This is a genomic window from Pseudomonas sp. W2I6 (assembly GCF_030815935.1).
Taxonomy (GTDB): domain Bacteria; phylum Pseudomonadota; class Gammaproteobacteria; order Pseudomonadales; family Pseudomonadaceae; genus Aquipseudomonas.
In genome coordinates this window covers 6,685,728-6,701,903 of sequence record NZ_JAUSXJ010000001.1, presented here as the reverse complement: position 1 = coordinate 6,701,903, position 16,176 = coordinate 6,685,728, and the positions used below count along the sequence as shown (strand labels likewise).

Here is a 16,176-nt window from a genome sequence, read left to right as displayed (position 1 = left end):
TGTCGCAGTGTGCCCTGTGGATAACTCTGTTGATGGAATTCTGGCAGAGGCCCTGCCGGCAAGCTTCGCGGGGCAAAATGCTGACTGGTCATTTTTTGTTCACAAAATAAAACGCACGCAAAACAGGCAGTTGCAGCGTGATGAGAACCGCTCCGCAAAATTGCGGTTTGATGACAGGTCGAACCAACCGATTGTGCATAAGCATCTGAGGTTAGCGGCATAACCCGGGCTTTTCAGTGGGCAACCAGCAGGCGGCAAAGCGCGTTTATATCGTCACAGGCCATGCTTGCGGCTTGGTTATCCAGCGGATCGCTGCCAAAAGCCAGGGCCTCGCTGATCGCCGGATCCCGATGCACCACCTCCAACAGGCTGTCACCCAGGCGCTTCCTGAACACCTCGACCATGTCCAGGCTAAAGCCCGAGGTCTCGTCGAGTTGGTTGATCACGAAGTGGCAACGCAGCGCCGGCCGATCATCAAGGTGTGGCGCCAGCAACTGCTCCATCTGCTCCAGGGTGCCAAGGGAAGCCGCATCCGCCTGGGCGATGACCAGCACCACATCGGCCACGTTCAGTGCCTGATGCAGGTAGACATTATTGCCCGCCGGGGTGTCGATGATCACCGTGTCCTGCTCACTCAAGCCCAGGGCCGACAAATGTTGCGCCAACCAATGCGGCTCCTGTTTCAGCCAGCGCTGGAGGTCTTCCTGCTGACGGATATCGGTTTCGCCAAACGTGATCACCTGGCAACCGGCAAAGCCTGAATGAAGGATCTGGCTCCAGCGCTCGTTGTGCAGGCTGGTGCGCCCGATGCCGGGCAAGGTATGGCTCAGGCCGAAGTGGTGATAGAGCGCGTTTTGCGGGTCCAGGTCCAGCGCCACCACTGGTTGTCCCAGGCGCTGCAAACCGCTGCTCAGCGCGGTGGCCAGGGTGCTGCGGCCGACGCCGCCATTGACCGAAACCAGCGCTACCACCTTCGCCCGGATGTTCGCGGCTTCGCGGGACTGCTCGTTGGCACAAGGGGAATGTCGGGAGAACGATGCGCCACTGCCCATATTGAGGCTGGCACTGTCGTCGACCGGCATGTCTTCGAAGAACTGCAGCATCGAATCCATCCCTTGAACATCACTGGCAGTCGTCTTATCGAACAACGAAAAAAGATCATCGGTACGGCTCATCGCCAACACTCCCTCACGACGCATCTTAAAGACGTGAAAGGTCAGCTGTACTGATGCTTACCGCAGGTCTTTTTGTGGGCGCCTTTGTGTACGCATTCTGTGACAAAGGAATGAAAGTGTCATTATTTTGGTGTTTCTGAAGAAATCTTTAAGACGAGCGGTAAATGGTCAATTTACTGACTAATCTTTATCGGGTCGTAAGGTGTTTGCAAATCCCGCTCCGGGATCTCCCAGATCAGCAGCTTGGGCGGCGTCTGCTTGAACGCCGGGCTGTCGAAATAAGCCTTGGCGGCGCCTGAAAATTCGCCGCCGTCCTTGCTGAAGTTACCCACCGGAGCGTTCAGGGCTTTTTGCAGGAAACCCACGAAATTCGAATTGCGCGAAAACGAGGTACCGATCAGCGCCACGTTCGGCAGGCCGGCGTCACCAAACAAATCGTCAGGGTTACTCGACGCCGCCGGGCCGTTCTCATGCGCGGTGCTGGCCGCAACCTGCTCGCCCACCGGCTGTAACTTCGGCGGCAACCAGTCGAGACCGGCCAGGCGTACCAGGTCACCCGGACGCGGTGCGAGCGGTGCCTGGGTAATGTCGAAGGCTTGCTCCGGCGTGGCCTGGATACCGCGCTGCTGGATGCGCAGGGCCACGGCGCGGGCGCCGGCATTCGAGCCGATTTCGCTCCAGTGCGTGTCGGTACGCAGGTAGGCATCCGGGCCGAGGGGTTTCAGGGTGTCGGTCAAATCCAGCACTTCAACGCCCGCCGCTTGCAACAGCGTGCTCCATTGCTGAATCCGGCCATCCAGCACGGCCGGACGATACAAGCCGCAACGCTGGGCAGCGGCGATGCGGGTTTTATCCGGCACCACCATCACTTGCAGATCAATACCGCGCTGGCCTAGCTGCTTTTTCAGGTCGATCACCGCGTCGGCCTTGGTGCGCGCATTGCCTTCGGCGTGGCGGTTGAGCTTCAGCTCATCGCTGATAAACAGCCAGCCCGGGCAGCCCTGGCGCACCCGCGGCCCGGTGTCGCCGAACGCCAGCCAACTGGCGCCGCGCTCCAGGTTTGCCGCTTCGATGGCCATCGGTGCCTTGGACAGCTCCTTGGCAAACCGATGGGTCACTTCACCGTGCAGCAGCATGTCGCTGTCGACCTTGGGCGGCAGGAAACTCACCGGGCCCTTGACCATCAGCCAGACGCAAGACAACAGCCCCGCCGCCAGGAAAGGCACCAACACCCAGCCCGCCAGGGGGCTGGTGCGGACGGCCAATTCACTCGGTGGGGTCGGCGCGGTAGGGGCGGGCATCGTCAGGCTTCCTTAGAACTGAAAGTACAGAAACGGCACGGCATCGCGGCTGGCAATCAGCGCGAACGACAACACAAACCCGGCCACCGGCCACAGGGATGCGGCCACCACAAACCAGGGCTGCGTACCAAAACGCTGCTCGCAGCGGGTCTGCCAGATCGGCGCGATGATGCACACCAAACCGAGCAACGCGGCCATGCCATGAGCCGGGCGCATGGCCACGGCCAACGCATCACCCAAGGCCATGCCATGCATGCCGAATTGGCCGGCGTACATGGTCAGTGCCGAATGGAAGTCCGGTGCGCGGAACAGCGTCCAGGCCAGGCACACAAACAGCAGCGTCAAGATGTGCGACAGCACCGGCGGAATGCTCGGCAGGCTCGAGCGCGACCACGCCCGGTCAATGCACAACGCGATACCGTGGGCCGAACCCCACAACAGGTAGTTCCAACTGTCGCCGCCATGCCACAACCCGGCAATCGCCATGGTCAGGAACAGGTTGCGGTAGGTGCGCCATACGCCATCGCGGTTACCGCCGAGGGCGATGTACAGGTAGTCCCGCAGCCAGCTGGACAGCGACAAATGCCAGCGCCGCCAGAAGTCCTGGATGCTGCTGGCGAGGTACGGCCGGTTGAAGTTTTCCGGGAAGTGGAAGCCCAGCATCAAGCCCAGGCCGATGGCCATGGCACTGTAGCCGGCGAAGTCGAAAAACAGTTGCAACGAGTACGCCAGGCAGCCGATCCAGGCATCCACCAGGCTCGGGTTTTCCAGGTGGAAGGCGATGTCCACCAACGGCGACAAGGTGTCGGCCACCAGCACTTTCATGCCCATGCCGATCATGAAACGCCGGGCGCCAAGGCTGAAATTCGGCCAGTTGAAATAACGCTGGTTCAGCTCGCGCCGCACCCAGTCATAACGAATGATCGGGCCCGCAATCGAGTGGCCGAACATCGAGATATAGGTCGCGTAATTGATGAAGCTGCGCTCCACCGGCACCGTGTGCCGGTGCACATCCACCAGGTACGAAATCGCCTGCAGCACGATGAACGACAACCCGGCCGGCAACGCCACGCGCTGCCAATCCAGCGGCATCGCGCCGTACCAGGTGATCACCTCACTCACGGTGCCCGCGACGATGTTGGCGTACTTGTACCAACACAGCACTGCGGTGTTGAACACGATCAACGCGATCAACAGCCGCACCCGGCCCTTGCCGTCTTCACGGGAACGGTCCACCAGCAAACCGCCGACCCACGCCACCACGGTCAACACCATGTGCAGGAACAGGAACAGCGGGCTCAACCAGCCGTAGAACAGCCAGCTGCCGATCAACAGGATGACGTTGCGCCAGCCCGGACGGGCCAGCGCATAAATCAACAGGAAGGCCGGCAGGAACAGCGTGAGGAATTCCAGTGAGGCAAAGACCATGGTGGTGTCGGGCCCGATCAGTTAGCGAGCGTGTCGGAGGTAAACAGCAACCTCGAACCGGCGGCCGATGGCAGTGCGAACACGCTGTAGCGTTCGCCGGCCTTGAGGGTGAAGGTCAGCGGCTGGCCCACCGGCGCGTTGGCGCACTTGAGCTGCACCGACAGTTCCACCGGGTTGATCATGCGGCGCGAAATCGAGCCTTCGGCGACCTTCTTGAACAGCTCGGCTTTTTGCGCCACGGCTTCCAGGCTCGCGTCGGCGCAGGCGGCGTCGGCGTTGATAAAGGCCAGCGAGGCCTTCAGTGCGTTGAAGTCATCCGGCTGTTCGTGGATCACCAACTGGCGCGTGCCGCCCTTGGCGTCCGGCACGGCCACTACGGTGGCGAACTCGCCCGGCGCGACGGTCACGGCCAGCTCGGAATCCTTGCCGCCCTGGCTCAACACACCCTTGATCGGGGTCTTGCCGCCCGACACCGGCAGGTAGTCAGACACCAGTTTATCGCCACCCAACACCAGGCTGGCCTTGGAGCCCTGGGGCAGCAATTTCAGTTCACCGTCGGTGCCGTTGGCCAGGCGCAGGAACGCCGAATCCTTCTCCGGGCCGGTGGGGTAAAGCGGGATGTCGGCGCTGTAGGCGCTGACGCTGGCGAGCAAGGTCGCCAGGCCCAGGGTGATCCGTTTCATTATTGCGCTCCTTTGCCCACGGCGGCCGGTGGCAACTTCGCCAGGGAGTCGCCGATCGCCTTGGCCCACTTCTGGTAGCCGTCGATGGTGAAGTGCTGGCCGTCGGTGGTGATCCACTGGCCCGGCTTGGAGAAGGTCAGCGAGTCAACGTAGGTGCACGGCGCCACGTTGGTGGCGAGGAACTGCGACATCACCTTGGTGCGCGCATCATCCTTCTTGTACTGCGAACCGACCTTGCCCCACGCCGGCCCGACCCACACGCACTTGGTGCCGGTTTCGGTGATGGCCTTGGTCAGGGAAGTCACGCTTTTCCAGGCCCAGACTTTCGGGAACTGCGGCTCCGGGTACGAGGCCATGGTGTCGGCGATGATGATCACCACCAGGTCCGGCTTGTCCTTGGCGATCAGGTCTTTGATCGGGGTGGTGCTCATGGCGTTCTTGCCGAAAATCTCGGCCTTGCCAACCGGCAGGCGCTCGGCACCGCACTCGACTTTCTTCGGCACGATCCAGTCGGCTGCACCGGCGCCGCACGCGCCGATGGAGTGAACCTTGGCGCCCTGGGCGGTGAGGTTGTCCTGCAGCGGGTTGAGCAGTGAATCAGGAAAGCTCATGTGACTTTCGCCCAATACCAGCAGGGTCAGGCCGGCAATAGCAGAAGCGGAAACAGGCATGGATGACTCCTATCAATCAATTCGAATAAGGGGAACGGTACGGACTGACCGGCAAGGGCATAGGCCCGCTCAGGTCTTCAAACAAGTAGCGCAGGTAGGCGTTACCGACGTACTGGCGATAGTCCTGGGCGTTGTCGAGACCGACTTCGCCACCCAGGTAAAAGCGCGAGCTGAGGCGGTATTCGGCGGCGGCGTTGAAGCTGTAGCCGATGCCGGTCTTGCTGTCCTTGGCGTATTTCGGATCGCCCCGGTCACTCTGGAGCTGGTCATGCCCCGGGAAATAATCGACCGCATCTTGCTCGATATGCTGGATACCCACCGAACTTTTTATCTGGTAGCTGAACCGATCAAAACTCTGCGCCCAGCGCACCGGCACACCCAGGGAGAAGAAGCGCTGCGGGCTGAAGTAACCGCCCTGGCCGTAGGTGTAGTAACCCTGGTTTTCCTTGAAGCCCATGACCGAACCGCTGATGCCGAGGGTCAGGGTGTCGGTCGGGGTATTGCGCAGGTACCAGTAGATGCCGCTGCCCAGTTCCAGCCGGGTGTTGTCTTCGACGTTGTTGCCCAACAGCTCGTGCAACGAGGCGTAGCCATACACACCGAGCTTCTGGTTGTCGTAGCTCAGGTCGCCACGCCCGCCGTTGGCGGTCACGCCGCCCCATTTCTCGCCGGTACGCTTGTCTTCGGAACCGGCAAAGGAGGTCACACTGTCGGTGACCGGACGCCGCGAAACGTTGACCCCGTAACGGAAGTTGGAGCCCTGGGAGAACGGCCGCGAGACGCTGGCGCCACCGACGATGGTGTCGTACAGAAAGCCCAGCGGGCTTACACCGATGTCGGCCCTGAGGCCTTCATCCGGGTTCTCCACGGCAACGGCCAAACCAACGCCCGTGTCGCTCTGGGAGCCCGCCGGGTTGGCCGTGCCACCGCCAAAGCGTGTGGCAGAGTCGCTCTTCACGCTGCCGGAACTCACATGCACCGGCGTCACGCGCAGCGCAACGTTCAGATCCCCCACCGGCATCCGCGCTTCAAACGGCGCCTCGACGTCAGTGATTTTGCTCAAGCCGCTTTCGCCATTGTTGCTGCGAACGCTCAAGCCCTGCACCAGGTAACCGGTGCGATCCCGCAGGATCGTATCCAGCGCACGACGTGCCGGGCTGAGGTTGGCGGTGTCGAGTGCAGCAATGCTCGACGGTGGCTCGAACGGCTCGTTCCAGTTGTTCGACGCCGGACGCGCGGAGGCTGCCAGGGCATTGTCCGGCACGACATTGGTCGGTGCATCAATCGGCGGCGGCACGGCGCCGGCAACGGTCAGGTCGGTGACCTGGCGACGCTGGCCCGGCAAGCCGACGAAGGGGTTGTAAGGCACGCCCTGGGAGCCGGCCTGAGCCAATTGCGTCTGGCTCTTCTGGCTGTTCTCAATCGCCAACGCCTTGCGCAGCAGCGCAGCGGCTTCGTTGTTTTTGCCAAGCCCCTGATAGATGCGCGCAGCCGAGGTGAGGATCTCGGGGTTGCCCGGTTCCAGGGACAGCGCCTTTTCACTGGCGCTTTCCGCCAGGCCACGATCACGGCCTTGCAGCGCGATATCCGCCAGGCCCAGTTGCAGGCGAGCGTTGTTCGGGTTCTGCTGAATCAGCGGCGCATAAAGCTCCATGGCCTTTTTGCTATTGCCGCTGGCCGCGTACATCCGCGCCAGGGCACCTACCGCCATAGCGTCGTTGGGACGCTGGGCAAGCGCCGGCGACAGCATGTCGTAGGCCGCGACCAGGTCGTTTTTCTCACGCAGGGCATCAGCCTGTTTGACCCGGTACAGGTAGATCAAATCGTCGTAACGCTGGCGACCGGTTTCACTCAGCGGCTTGCCCTGCACTTCACGCAGGATGTCGCCCGCCTCGGTGTAGTGGTTGGCCTTGAGCAGCACATTGGCGTACAGCAGTTTCTGGTCGACGGTCGGGTTCGGATTGTTATCCAGAACCTTCTGCATGATATCCAGGCCCTGCTGCGTCGCGCCGACTTCCACATAAGCGGCCGCCAGCACCGCCAGGCGCTCAGGCTTCTGCCGGGTCATGGCTTCACTGCGGCCCAGCAGCGCGAGGGCTTCCGGGCGCTGGCCACGGCGGGCGGTCTCGATGGCGATGTCGGTCTGCTTGTGCAGCGCGATATCGATACCCAGCTCGTTCATGTCAGCGGTACGTTGCCCCGCAGGGATACGCGCCAGGGTCTCTTCAGCCTTTTTCCACTCACCCAGCTCCGCCGACAGCAGCGTGCTGGTGTACAGCGCGTCCGGCTGGTTCGGCTGCTTGGCCAGTAAGCCGTCGATCAAGGCACGGGCGTTGCGAATCTGGCCGTCGCGCAGGTAAATGCGCGCCAGGGCGAAGCGTGTCCACGGGTTTTCCGGGTCGGCATCAAGGGCTTGTTTGTAGGCGGCTTGCGCGGCTTTCAAATCGCCCCGCTGCTCGGCCAGCTTGCCCACCTGGGTAGCGCGCAACGCGGTGATTTTCACACTCGGCGCGAACTTCGCGCGCTCGGCGGGCGACACCGAGTCGATCAGCTTCAAGGCTTCTTCCGGCTGCCCGGATTGGGACAGCACGTTGATCAAGCCGCTCAGCGCGTCCGGGTCGCCAGGATGACGGGCGAGCACTTTGCGGTAGCCGGCTTCGGCGGTGTCGAACTGATTGTCCTGGGCCTGGAAACCCGCCAGTGCCACGGCAGCGCCGGGCTGGCCAGGGTTCAAGCGTTCGGCCTGGGCCACCAGGTCGCGGGCCTGGCTGCCGCGCCCGCCACGCTGGGCGTCACGGGCCTGGTTGAGCAGGTTCCAGTAGCGCACATCATTGAGCGCCGACTGCCATGCCGCGCCCCCCGGCAAACGGGTGGCTTGTACGAGGTAGCTTTCAGCCTCGCTGAAGCGCTGCTGCTGTTGACGCAGCACGCCCATGCCGCCGAGGGCATCGACGTCATTGGATTTTTCATTGAGGCGCGCCGCCAATAGCGGCTCGGCGGTTTTCAGGTCGCCGTCATCCAGCGCCTTGAACGCCTTGGTCATCTGCGGATCACGCTGCCAACCGGCGCCGGTCTTGCCTTGGGCAATGCCCTTGTTCATCAGCGCACGGATTTCGCTGTCGTCCGGATGCGCCGCCAGAAACTGCTGGAACAACGGCACCTGGTCGCTCTTCGGCGGGCCGAGCCAGATCAGCGCAAAGCGCCAGGTTTCATCGGCGTTGCCGCCCACGTCGTTGTTCGGTGCCAGCTTGGCCAGGGCGCGGATGCCGTCGGCGCGGGTGGCCGGGTTACGCGCCAGATGCTTGGCCAGGAACAGCGCCACAATCGGGTCGTTCGGCCGCTCGCGGGACAAACGCTGCAAGCCGGCGATGGCCTCGTTCGTGCCCTTGGGCGTGAAGCCCAGGGTGTTGTAATACTCGCGGGCAAGCAGGCCCTGGGGCTGGCGCCCCTGGAAGATCTGGCGATACAGCGCCACCGCTTGTTCGCGCTCTTCTTCAGGCTCGCCGAGTTCACGGGCCTGTTCCAGCAACTTGGCGTTGGCCGGGATGTTGACGGTGATGTCCTGCTCCAGCAGCAAGGCCTGGCGCGGTACCGGGCTCAGCGCCTGCAGGCGGGCCAGGTACTTTTGCGCTTCGGCCGGACGCTGTTGTTGCACCTGGATCAAGCCAATGCCGTACAGCGCATCCGGCTGTTCGGGGCTCAGGCGCAGCAGTTTCTGCCAGGTCTCGAGGGCGCGTTCCGGGTTCTTTTTCGACTGCCAGTAATAGCCCTGCTCGATCAGCAGGCTTTGCGGGTCAGTGGTTTCGGCAAAGCTGGCGCTGGAAGCCAGGGCCGCCAGAATCGCAATGGCTAGCGTGTGACGGCGCATGCAGACTCCCAGGATAATTTCACCGTGCCGTCTTGTTCGAAACGGTACTTTTGATCAGCGAAGCCCTGGCCGAACAGGCTGAGCATGTAGTCGTAGTAAATCGGCTGGGCGCTGTCCGGGGCCGAAGGCGCGAGCGCCTTGGCGAGGGCGTCGTCGACTTTCTGCTTTTGCAATTGCGCCAGGGCGGTTTCGCCCCGGGCCTGGAAGAAGGCCATGGTGGAGGCCGAGAAACCCGTCGGCGTGTAGCCGTTGTTTTTCTCGACTTCACCGGTCAGCACGTGGACTTTCTCCGGCGGCAAACCGCTGACCGACGCAGCAGTGGCACGGGAAATCCCGCCCAAGGCCTTGAGCATCGGCGCGGCCAGCGGGTCGCTCTTGGCGGTCATGCCGGCCCAGAGGTAAGTGCGGATCGCGTCGTAGCTGCCCAGGTCATCGGAAAACGGGTCGACGATAAACAGCCCGGTGTTCGCGCTGGTGGCGCGATAACCGACCCAGTTGGCCGCCAGGCCATGGGGATTGCTCGGCAGGTCGGCGAGCATCTTCGCGTTGCTCTCGGCCACTTCGTTCCAGCCGGCGTTCGGGCGCTCTTTTGCAAAACGGCGCAGTTGCGGCAGTACTTGATAGCTGGGGTTGAAGCGCCACAGGCCACCCGCGTGTGCATAGCCTACCGGCCCCGGCAACAGCATCTTGCCCAGGCCCGGTACGCGCACGATCAGGTTGCGTTCAACGTTGGCCAACACCAGTTGCGCGTCGCTGCGGTACTGCGGTGCGTTCCACACACGCGCGGCTTCGAGCAACGCATAGGCCATCCACAAATCGGCGTCGCTGGCGGAGTTGCTGTCGATCGCGCCCCACTTGCCATCGTCACGCTTGCCCCACAGCCAGGCCGGCAGGTTCTGGCCGATGTCGGCGCCCGCCATGTTGGACTTGGTCCAGGTCCAGAGCTTGTCGAAGGTCGCCCGGTCGTTGCCCACCAGGGCAAAGAACATCGCGTACGACTGCCCTTCCGAGCTGCTTTCCGTCGGCTTCATGGACGAGTTCAACACCCGGCCATCGTCCTGGATAAAGCGCTTGGCATAGTTCTGCCACAGCGGCCAATCGCAGGTCTGTGCCTGGGCGGCACCGGCAAGCAATGTGCTGCCAATCACCGCCAGGATCGCGCTACGCAAAGGGTTCATGCCAACCGCCGTTTTGCACGGGCACGCAGTGCCAGGTAGATCAGGCAGGTCAGCACCAGCAGCCCCAGGAAGGTAATCGCCAGCATCCAGCCCAGGTTCTGGGACAGCTGCCATTGCATGAATTTGAAGTAGTTCAGGTCGCCGACGTAGTACTGCTGGTCCGCGACCAACGAGCTGATCTGCGTGCCCTGCACCACCGCCAGGCTGCCCTGGATCGAGTCTTTGTAGTCGTCACCGCCAATCAGCGCCGAGGTCGCTTCAAGCAGGCCCTGAGGCTGGTTGCTGGCGATCAGCACCACGCTGCGCCCGGCCTTGAGCGGCGATTGGAAGCCGGCGAACCAGGTGCTGTTGCTCAGGCCGCTGAAGGTGATGCCGGCATTGGCCGTATGCTGGTTGGCCGCGGCGTCCGGGCTGATCCAGCTGCGCACATAACGTGGCAGGTCAGACAACAGGAAGTGGTGCTGCAGGCCGTCACTGGTGGCCGGCAGGTATTGCTGCCATTGCTGCAGCAGCGGCTGGTTGCCGCCGGTGGCGAGCACCAGCAGGTCTTTGTCGGCAACGCTTTGCACGTCTTTGGCCTGCACCACTTTGACGGCGGTGGCCGGGTAGCCGGTGGACTCGCCGAAGCGGCCCATCACAGTCAGGTAGGCGCTCAACTCATCGGTGCCGACGTTGTCCGGCATCACCACCGCCGACTCCGAAAGGTCAGCCAGGCGGGTGAACGGAAAGCCGGAATCGTTGAACACGCCGAGGTTCGGCATGGCGATAAAGTGCTGGTAGCTGCTCAGGTCCAGGCTCGAGTCCGGGTCAATCGCACCGCGCATGTTGTCGACGATGATGTCCCGGCATTCGCCTTCCTTGATGTAGTCGTACATGAAGCGCAGTTGCAGTTTGGACTTGGGCGAAGCCGAGCTGATCGGCAACAGGGTCGTCACTTCACGGGGCAGGGTTTCGTCTTTCTTCAGCTGGTCCAGCAGGCTCTGCCCGCCGCCCAGGTTGCTCACCGACGGCAACGCGACAGACTTCATGAACTGGTCGTTCAGGCCGATCAGCAAGGAGGAGTTGGTGGACACCTGCTGCGGCGTGTAGCGGTATTTGACGTTGAGCGGCACGCCCTCCTCACGCCAGTTGAACAGGTCGGGCGGCAGGCGCAGGTCGACGCTGATCGGGCCCGGGTTGTAGCCGGAGACGTTGAGTTTTTTCAGTTCTACCAGCTCGCCAAGGCGTACCGGACGGTTGCTGGGCAGCCAGTTCGGCGCGTCGTAAGGGCTGCGCGGGGCCAGGGTGTCGAGCCTGGTGATGACCACGCTGTTGCCGGTCAACACCGGGTTGCCCAGCACCACAGCGGTGGCGGCACGCTTGAGTTCGGCGCCATCACGGCCGGAGACGATCAGCAGCTTGCCATTCGGATCGTTGGGGTTGGTGATCAGGGTCAGGGTCGGCCCTTTAGGCTCAGGGACCGCCACACCGTGTACATCCACAGCCTGGGTACTTTGCACCAGCACGATGGCGTTGCCCTTGGCCGGAATCTCGCCAAGGGTGGTCGGGAACGTCGCACCCCGGTAGCTGGCCAAGCCGCCTACCCACGACGACAGCGCGCCGGCAGCTTCCAGCGCGGCGTTGTCCGGCGCGCTGGCAAACACGAACGGCAGGCTGACCTGGCGCGCATCACGCTTGTCGAAGAACGGCAGCGGCAGCACCGACAGGTCGTCTTTCAAGACGATCGGCTGCACCTGCACTTTCAGCTCACTGCTGTTGCTGATCTTGGCCCACAGGCTGCTGTGCAGCGGGTCTTCACAGGACATGGTGTAGTGGCCGATGAACTGCAGGCTCAAGCGGTTGAATTCGGTGATCAGGTGCGCCGGAATCTGCACCAGTTTTTCCTGCTGGATACCTGCGCCTTCCTTGGGCAGCGGCAGGCTGGCAGCGACTTCGTCGTTGACCAGCACGTTGATCTGCGACAGGTCCGCCAGCAGCGCCGGCGAGTAGCTGTACTTGAGCAACAGTTGCGCGCCCTTCACCACTTCATCGGCACGGATGTCGAAGTTGACGCTGTCGGACGCTTCCACGCCTTGCAGGTTCATGGTGTCGCGACGGCCCAGTTGCTTGAGGGTCAGGCTGTAGCCGTCGTCAGTGCTCTGCACCGCAACAGCGGGTGCAGCGGCCTGTGCCTGCGGGCCCAGGCCCAGCAGCGAAGCGATCATCAGCGCGAGCACGCCGCGCGACTGCGGGCGGGCAAATAGTGTGGAAGTCATGGCTTGTCCATCAGCGTATCGAGCGGTTGTGAGGGAGTGCGGCGCAGGGCCAGACGCAATTCATGCAGCGTGGCGCGACCCAGGGTAAACAGGCCGCCGATGCCGATGGCACCGACTTCACGCAGGGCTGACAACGGTGTATCGGGCTGGCCGGCACCCCAACTCGCGGCCCAGGTGTCGGCGCGGGAAAACGTCAGGCGTACCAGTTCGCTTTGTTGGCGCAGGGACAGTGCATCGAATTGCGCGCCAATCTGCGCGCCCTTGCTGAACACCACCCGCGCCTGGAACAGGCTGTCTTGACCGTTGCGCGACAGCACCAACTGCAACTGTTCGCCCCGGGCAATCTGGTGCCCGTCGGCGAGGATCAGGCCGAAGCCGTTCTGCGAGAAATCCTGGGTCGTGCCTTTGAGCACACGCCCGTCGGCGCAGATCACACTGACCGGCAATTTCGCGCTGACCCGCGGCTCGGAGCGCACTTGCCGCGCTTCGGAAGCCACTGCCACTGCCGCGCTGGTGATGATCAGGTTGTAGAGGGTCCAGGTCAGGTTGATCGCCACGGTGACCGCGGTGGACTCGTCGCCCCAGATCAATTGATACAGACCGAAGCACAGCCCGACCAGGTTCACCGCCAGCAGTACCAGGTACGGCCGGGCGAGTTTCCAGTCGAAGAATTGCTTGTCGATGATCCCGCCCTTGTCGGTGACGTTGAAGCCGCCCGCCTTGGGGTTGACCAGCGCCACCAATACCGGCGGCAGGATGTACCAGGCCAGTACGGTCTCGTAGACCTCGTTCCAGAACGAGTGGCGGAAGCGCCCCTGGATCCGCGAGTTGGTCAGGCTCGAATGCACGAGGTGGGGCAACACATAGGCGACAATCATCAGCGCCGAGGCGTGGAAAATCTGCGCGCCGAAAATCAGGTAGGCCAGTGGCGCGGTGAGGAACACCAACCGCGGCAAGCCATAGAAGAAGTGCAGCATGGCGTTGGCGTAGCAGATGCGCTGGCCCCACTTCAGGCCTTTGCCCAGCAGCGGATTGTCGGTGCGGAAAATCTGCGCCATGCCCCGCGCCCAACGGATGCGCTGGTTGATGTGGCGTGACAGGCTTTCGGTGGCCAGGCCCGCGGCTTGCGGGATCGCCAGGTAAGCGGTGTTGTAGCCCAGGCGGTTGAGCTTGAGCGCGGTGTGGGCGTCTTCGGTGACGGTCTCGACGGCCACGCCGCCGATTTCCAGCAAGGGCTTGCGGCGGATCACCGCACACGAGCCGCAGAAGAACGTCGCGTTCCACAGGTCGTTGCCGTCCTGCACCAGGCCGTAGAACAACTCGCCCTCATTGGGCACGGCGCGGAAGGTGTCGAGGTTCTTTTCAAACGGGTCGGGTGAAAAGAAGAAGTGCGGCGTTTGCAGCATCGCCAGCTTGGGGTCCTTGAGGAACCAGCCGAGGCTGACTTGCAGGAAGGAACGGGTCGGCACGTGGTCGGCGTCGAACAGCGCGATGTACTCGCCGTCGGTGACCTTCAACGCTTCATTGAGGTTGCCGGCCTTGGCGTGGAAATTGTTGTCGCGGCGGATGTAGTTCACGCCGATCTTGCGGCAGAAATCGCGGAAGTCGTCGCGACGGCCATCGTCGAGCACGTGGACGCGCAACTTGTCCTTGGGCCAGTCCATCGCCTGGGCGGCGAAGATGGTCAGTTTGACGATGCTCAACGCCTCGTTGTAGGTCGGGATGAACACGTCGACCGTGGGCCACTCCGACGGTTCGGTCTTGAGCCACACCGGCTCGCGGCGCAGCGGCCAGGCGGTTTGCACGTAGCCGAAGATCAGCACCACCAGCGCGTACAGCTCGGCGAGCACCAGGCCGTAGCCGAACAGCATGTCGAGCCAGGTTTCAAAACCCAGGGTGGAAGTCAGCCGCCAGTACATGTAGCGCAGCGACGCCACCAGCGACAACACCACCAGCGCGAGGATCGCCATGCGCCCGGGAATCTTGCGCAGCAGCAGCACCGCAAGGAAGCAAACGGCGGCAAACAGGCATTGGCTGTAGAGGTCCAGCGGGGCGCTGACAATGCTCACCAACAGCAAGGTGCCGACCACACAACTGATCACCACCAGCACTTTGCGCAGCGTATCGGGCCAGCGATTGAAGCGCGAAATCGCGGCGTCCAGCCGCTGCTCGGCGCGCCCCGGAGTGTGGGGCGTAGAGGACGTAGTGTCGGTCATGGAAGGTCCGAATCGATGCGTTCGAGCAGCGTGCGGCACAGGGCGTGAATGTCCTGGCAGCCGAGACTGTTGACGGTAGGGTCGAGGGGATCGCGGCCGCAGGCCTGGGCTTCACTGAACACCGGGTCACGGTGGACCGTGCCCAGCAGTGCATCGCCGAGGCGGGCCTTGAACACTTCGGCCATGTCCAGGCTGAAGCGGTGGGCGCCGTCGAGTTGGTTGATCACGTAGTAACGCTGTGGTGGTTTTTCGCACTCAAGGTACGGCGCCAGCACGCTGTCCATCTGGGCCAGGGTGCTGAATGAGGAAACATCCGCCTGCACCGCCACCAACACCACGTCTGCCAGGGCCATGGCCTGGTGCAGGTACACCGTGTTGCCGGCGGGCACGTCGATCACCACCGTGTCCTGGCCATTCAACTGCAAGCCGGCCAGGTGCCGGGGCAGCCATTGGGCGTCTTCGCCGAGCCAGCGATTGAGGTTTTTTTGCTGGTCGTTGTTGGTCTCACCGAAGGCCACCAGACGGCAACCGGCAAAGCCGCGCTCAGCCAGGCCTTCCCAGGACTCATTGCTCAAGCTCGTCGCGCCGATGCCGGGCAAATTCAGGCCCAGGCACAAGTGATGACGCAGGGCGTTTTGCGGGTCCAGGTCCAGCGCCACGGCCGGGTGGCCTTGACGCTGCAAGCCGCTGGCAATGGCCGCGGTCAGCGTGCTGCGACCGACACCGCCCTTGAGCGAGACCACCACGATCACCTTGGGTGACGATTGATCCGAGTACACCTCACCGGTCGGCCCTTCGACCACTTCGGGAGGTTGCAGGTGATCGGCTTCGCCCTGGGTCAGCTCTTCGAGCAAACGCAGCAATGGCGCCGATGGCGGCTCATCCAGCGCGACGGTGCAAGCGGTTTGGGCCGGGATGGGCACGGCGTCGAAACGCTCGACCACCACGTCATCCTCAAGATAATCATGGACGGCGTACATCTCCCGGTAGCCATTTGGATTGGCGCCCAGCTTATTGAATAGTTTTGAAATATCGTCTGCGCGACTCACCCACGGCCCTCCCCGGTTATTACGCTTTAAAGGCGTTAAAAAGGTCAGCCCGTTGGGCTGACCTTGGTTTTTCTAGTTATGTGTTGGCTGGCGGCATTCTGTGATATCAGATTGATGGTGTCAGTATTTTGATGCTTTTTGATGAATTCTTTCCGACGAGCGGCTTAGTGCCGTATTTTTGACTTATTTGGCGAATTTTTATCAATTTCTTTCAGATCAGAAGCTTGCGGAGGCTTCTAACAGTTTTTCTGGCCGCCTGGTCAGGAAAAATTGCTTAGCTGACGAATCAAATTACAACTTAGTCATTAACCGCCAACGTTCCGTAAACCGGGTTAAACGATTCCGCTATTTA

10 protein-coding genes are annotated in these 16,176 nt (G+C 62.5%); all 10 read right to left on the bottom strand.

The genetic code is table 11. From position 1 onward, the window contains the following. Window positions 1–233: 233 nt before the first annotated feature. Window positions 234–1,175 (bottom strand): cellulose biosynthesis protein BcsQ, encoded by a 942-nt coding sequence (gene bcsQ / locus QF039_RS30975; RefSeq protein ID WP_177009277.1) that lies wholly within the window; start codon window positions 1,173–1,175, stop codon window positions 234–236. Window positions 1,176–1,348: 173 nt separating this feature from the next. Further along, window positions 1,349–2,476, bottom strand: a complete 1,128-nt coding sequence (locus tag QF039_RS30970; RefSeq protein WP_307522324.1) for a cell division protein FtsQ — start codon at window positions 2,474–2,476, stop codon at window positions 1,349–1,351. A gap of 12 nt (window positions 2,477–2,488) precedes the next feature. Next, window positions 2,489–3,904: an MBOAT family protein gene (locus tag QF039_RS30965; protein WP_003218070.1), complete on the bottom strand. Its 1,416-nt coding sequence runs from the start codon at window positions 3,902–3,904 to the stop codon at window positions 2,489–2,491. 17 nt (window positions 3,905–3,921) lie between these two features. After that, complete coding sequence (locus QF039_RS30960; protein WP_177117447.1) at window positions 3,922–4,587, bottom strand: alginate O-acetyltransferase AlgF; 666 nt, start codon at window positions 4,585–4,587, stop codon at window positions 3,922–3,924. Continuing rightward, entirely contained in the window at window positions 4,587–5,258 is a 672-nt protein-coding gene (locus QF039_RS30955) for an SGNH/GDSL hydrolase family protein (RefSeq protein ID WP_003218072.1), read from the bottom strand. The genes QF039_RS30960 and QF039_RS30955 overlap by 1 nt, the downstream gene beginning before the upstream one ends. 16 nt (window positions 5,259–5,274) lie before the next feature. Continuing rightward, the gene (locus QF039_RS30950) at window positions 5,275–9,126 is read right to left on the bottom strand and encodes a cellulose biosynthesis protein BcsC (protein WP_307522318.1); all 3,852 of its coding nucleotides are present in this window, start codon (window positions 9,124–9,126) and stop codon (window positions 5,275–5,277) included. Further along, a complete protein-coding gene (gene bcsZ, locus QF039_RS30945; protein ID WP_177009278.1) occupies window positions 9,108–10,304 on the bottom strand; it encodes a cellulose synthase complex periplasmic endoglucanase BcsZ in 1,197 nt (398 codons plus the stop codon). Before bcsZ ends, QF039_RS30950 begins: the two co-directional genes overlap by 19 nt. After that, a complete protein-coding gene (gene bcsB, locus QF039_RS30940; RefSeq protein WP_307522315.1) occupies window positions 10,301–12,559 on the bottom strand; it encodes a cellulose biosynthesis cyclic di-GMP-binding regulatory protein BcsB in 2,259 nt (752 codons plus the stop codon). Before bcsB ends, bcsZ begins: the two co-directional genes overlap by 4 nt. Next, complete coding sequence (gene bcsA / locus QF039_RS30935) at window positions 12,556–14,775, bottom strand: UDP-forming cellulose synthase catalytic subunit (protein ID WP_003218076.1); 2,220 nt, start codon at window positions 14,773–14,775, stop codon at window positions 12,556–12,558. Before bcsA ends, bcsB begins: the two co-directional genes overlap by 4 nt. Beyond that, window positions 14,772–15,755, bottom strand: a complete 984-nt coding sequence (gene bcsQ, locus QF039_RS30930) for a cellulose biosynthesis protein BcsQ (protein ID WP_177009280.1) — start codon at window positions 15,753–15,755, stop codon at window positions 14,772–14,774. Before bcsQ (QF039_RS30930) ends, bcsA begins: the two co-directional genes overlap by 4 nt. Window positions 15,756–16,176: the final 421 nt, after the last annotated feature.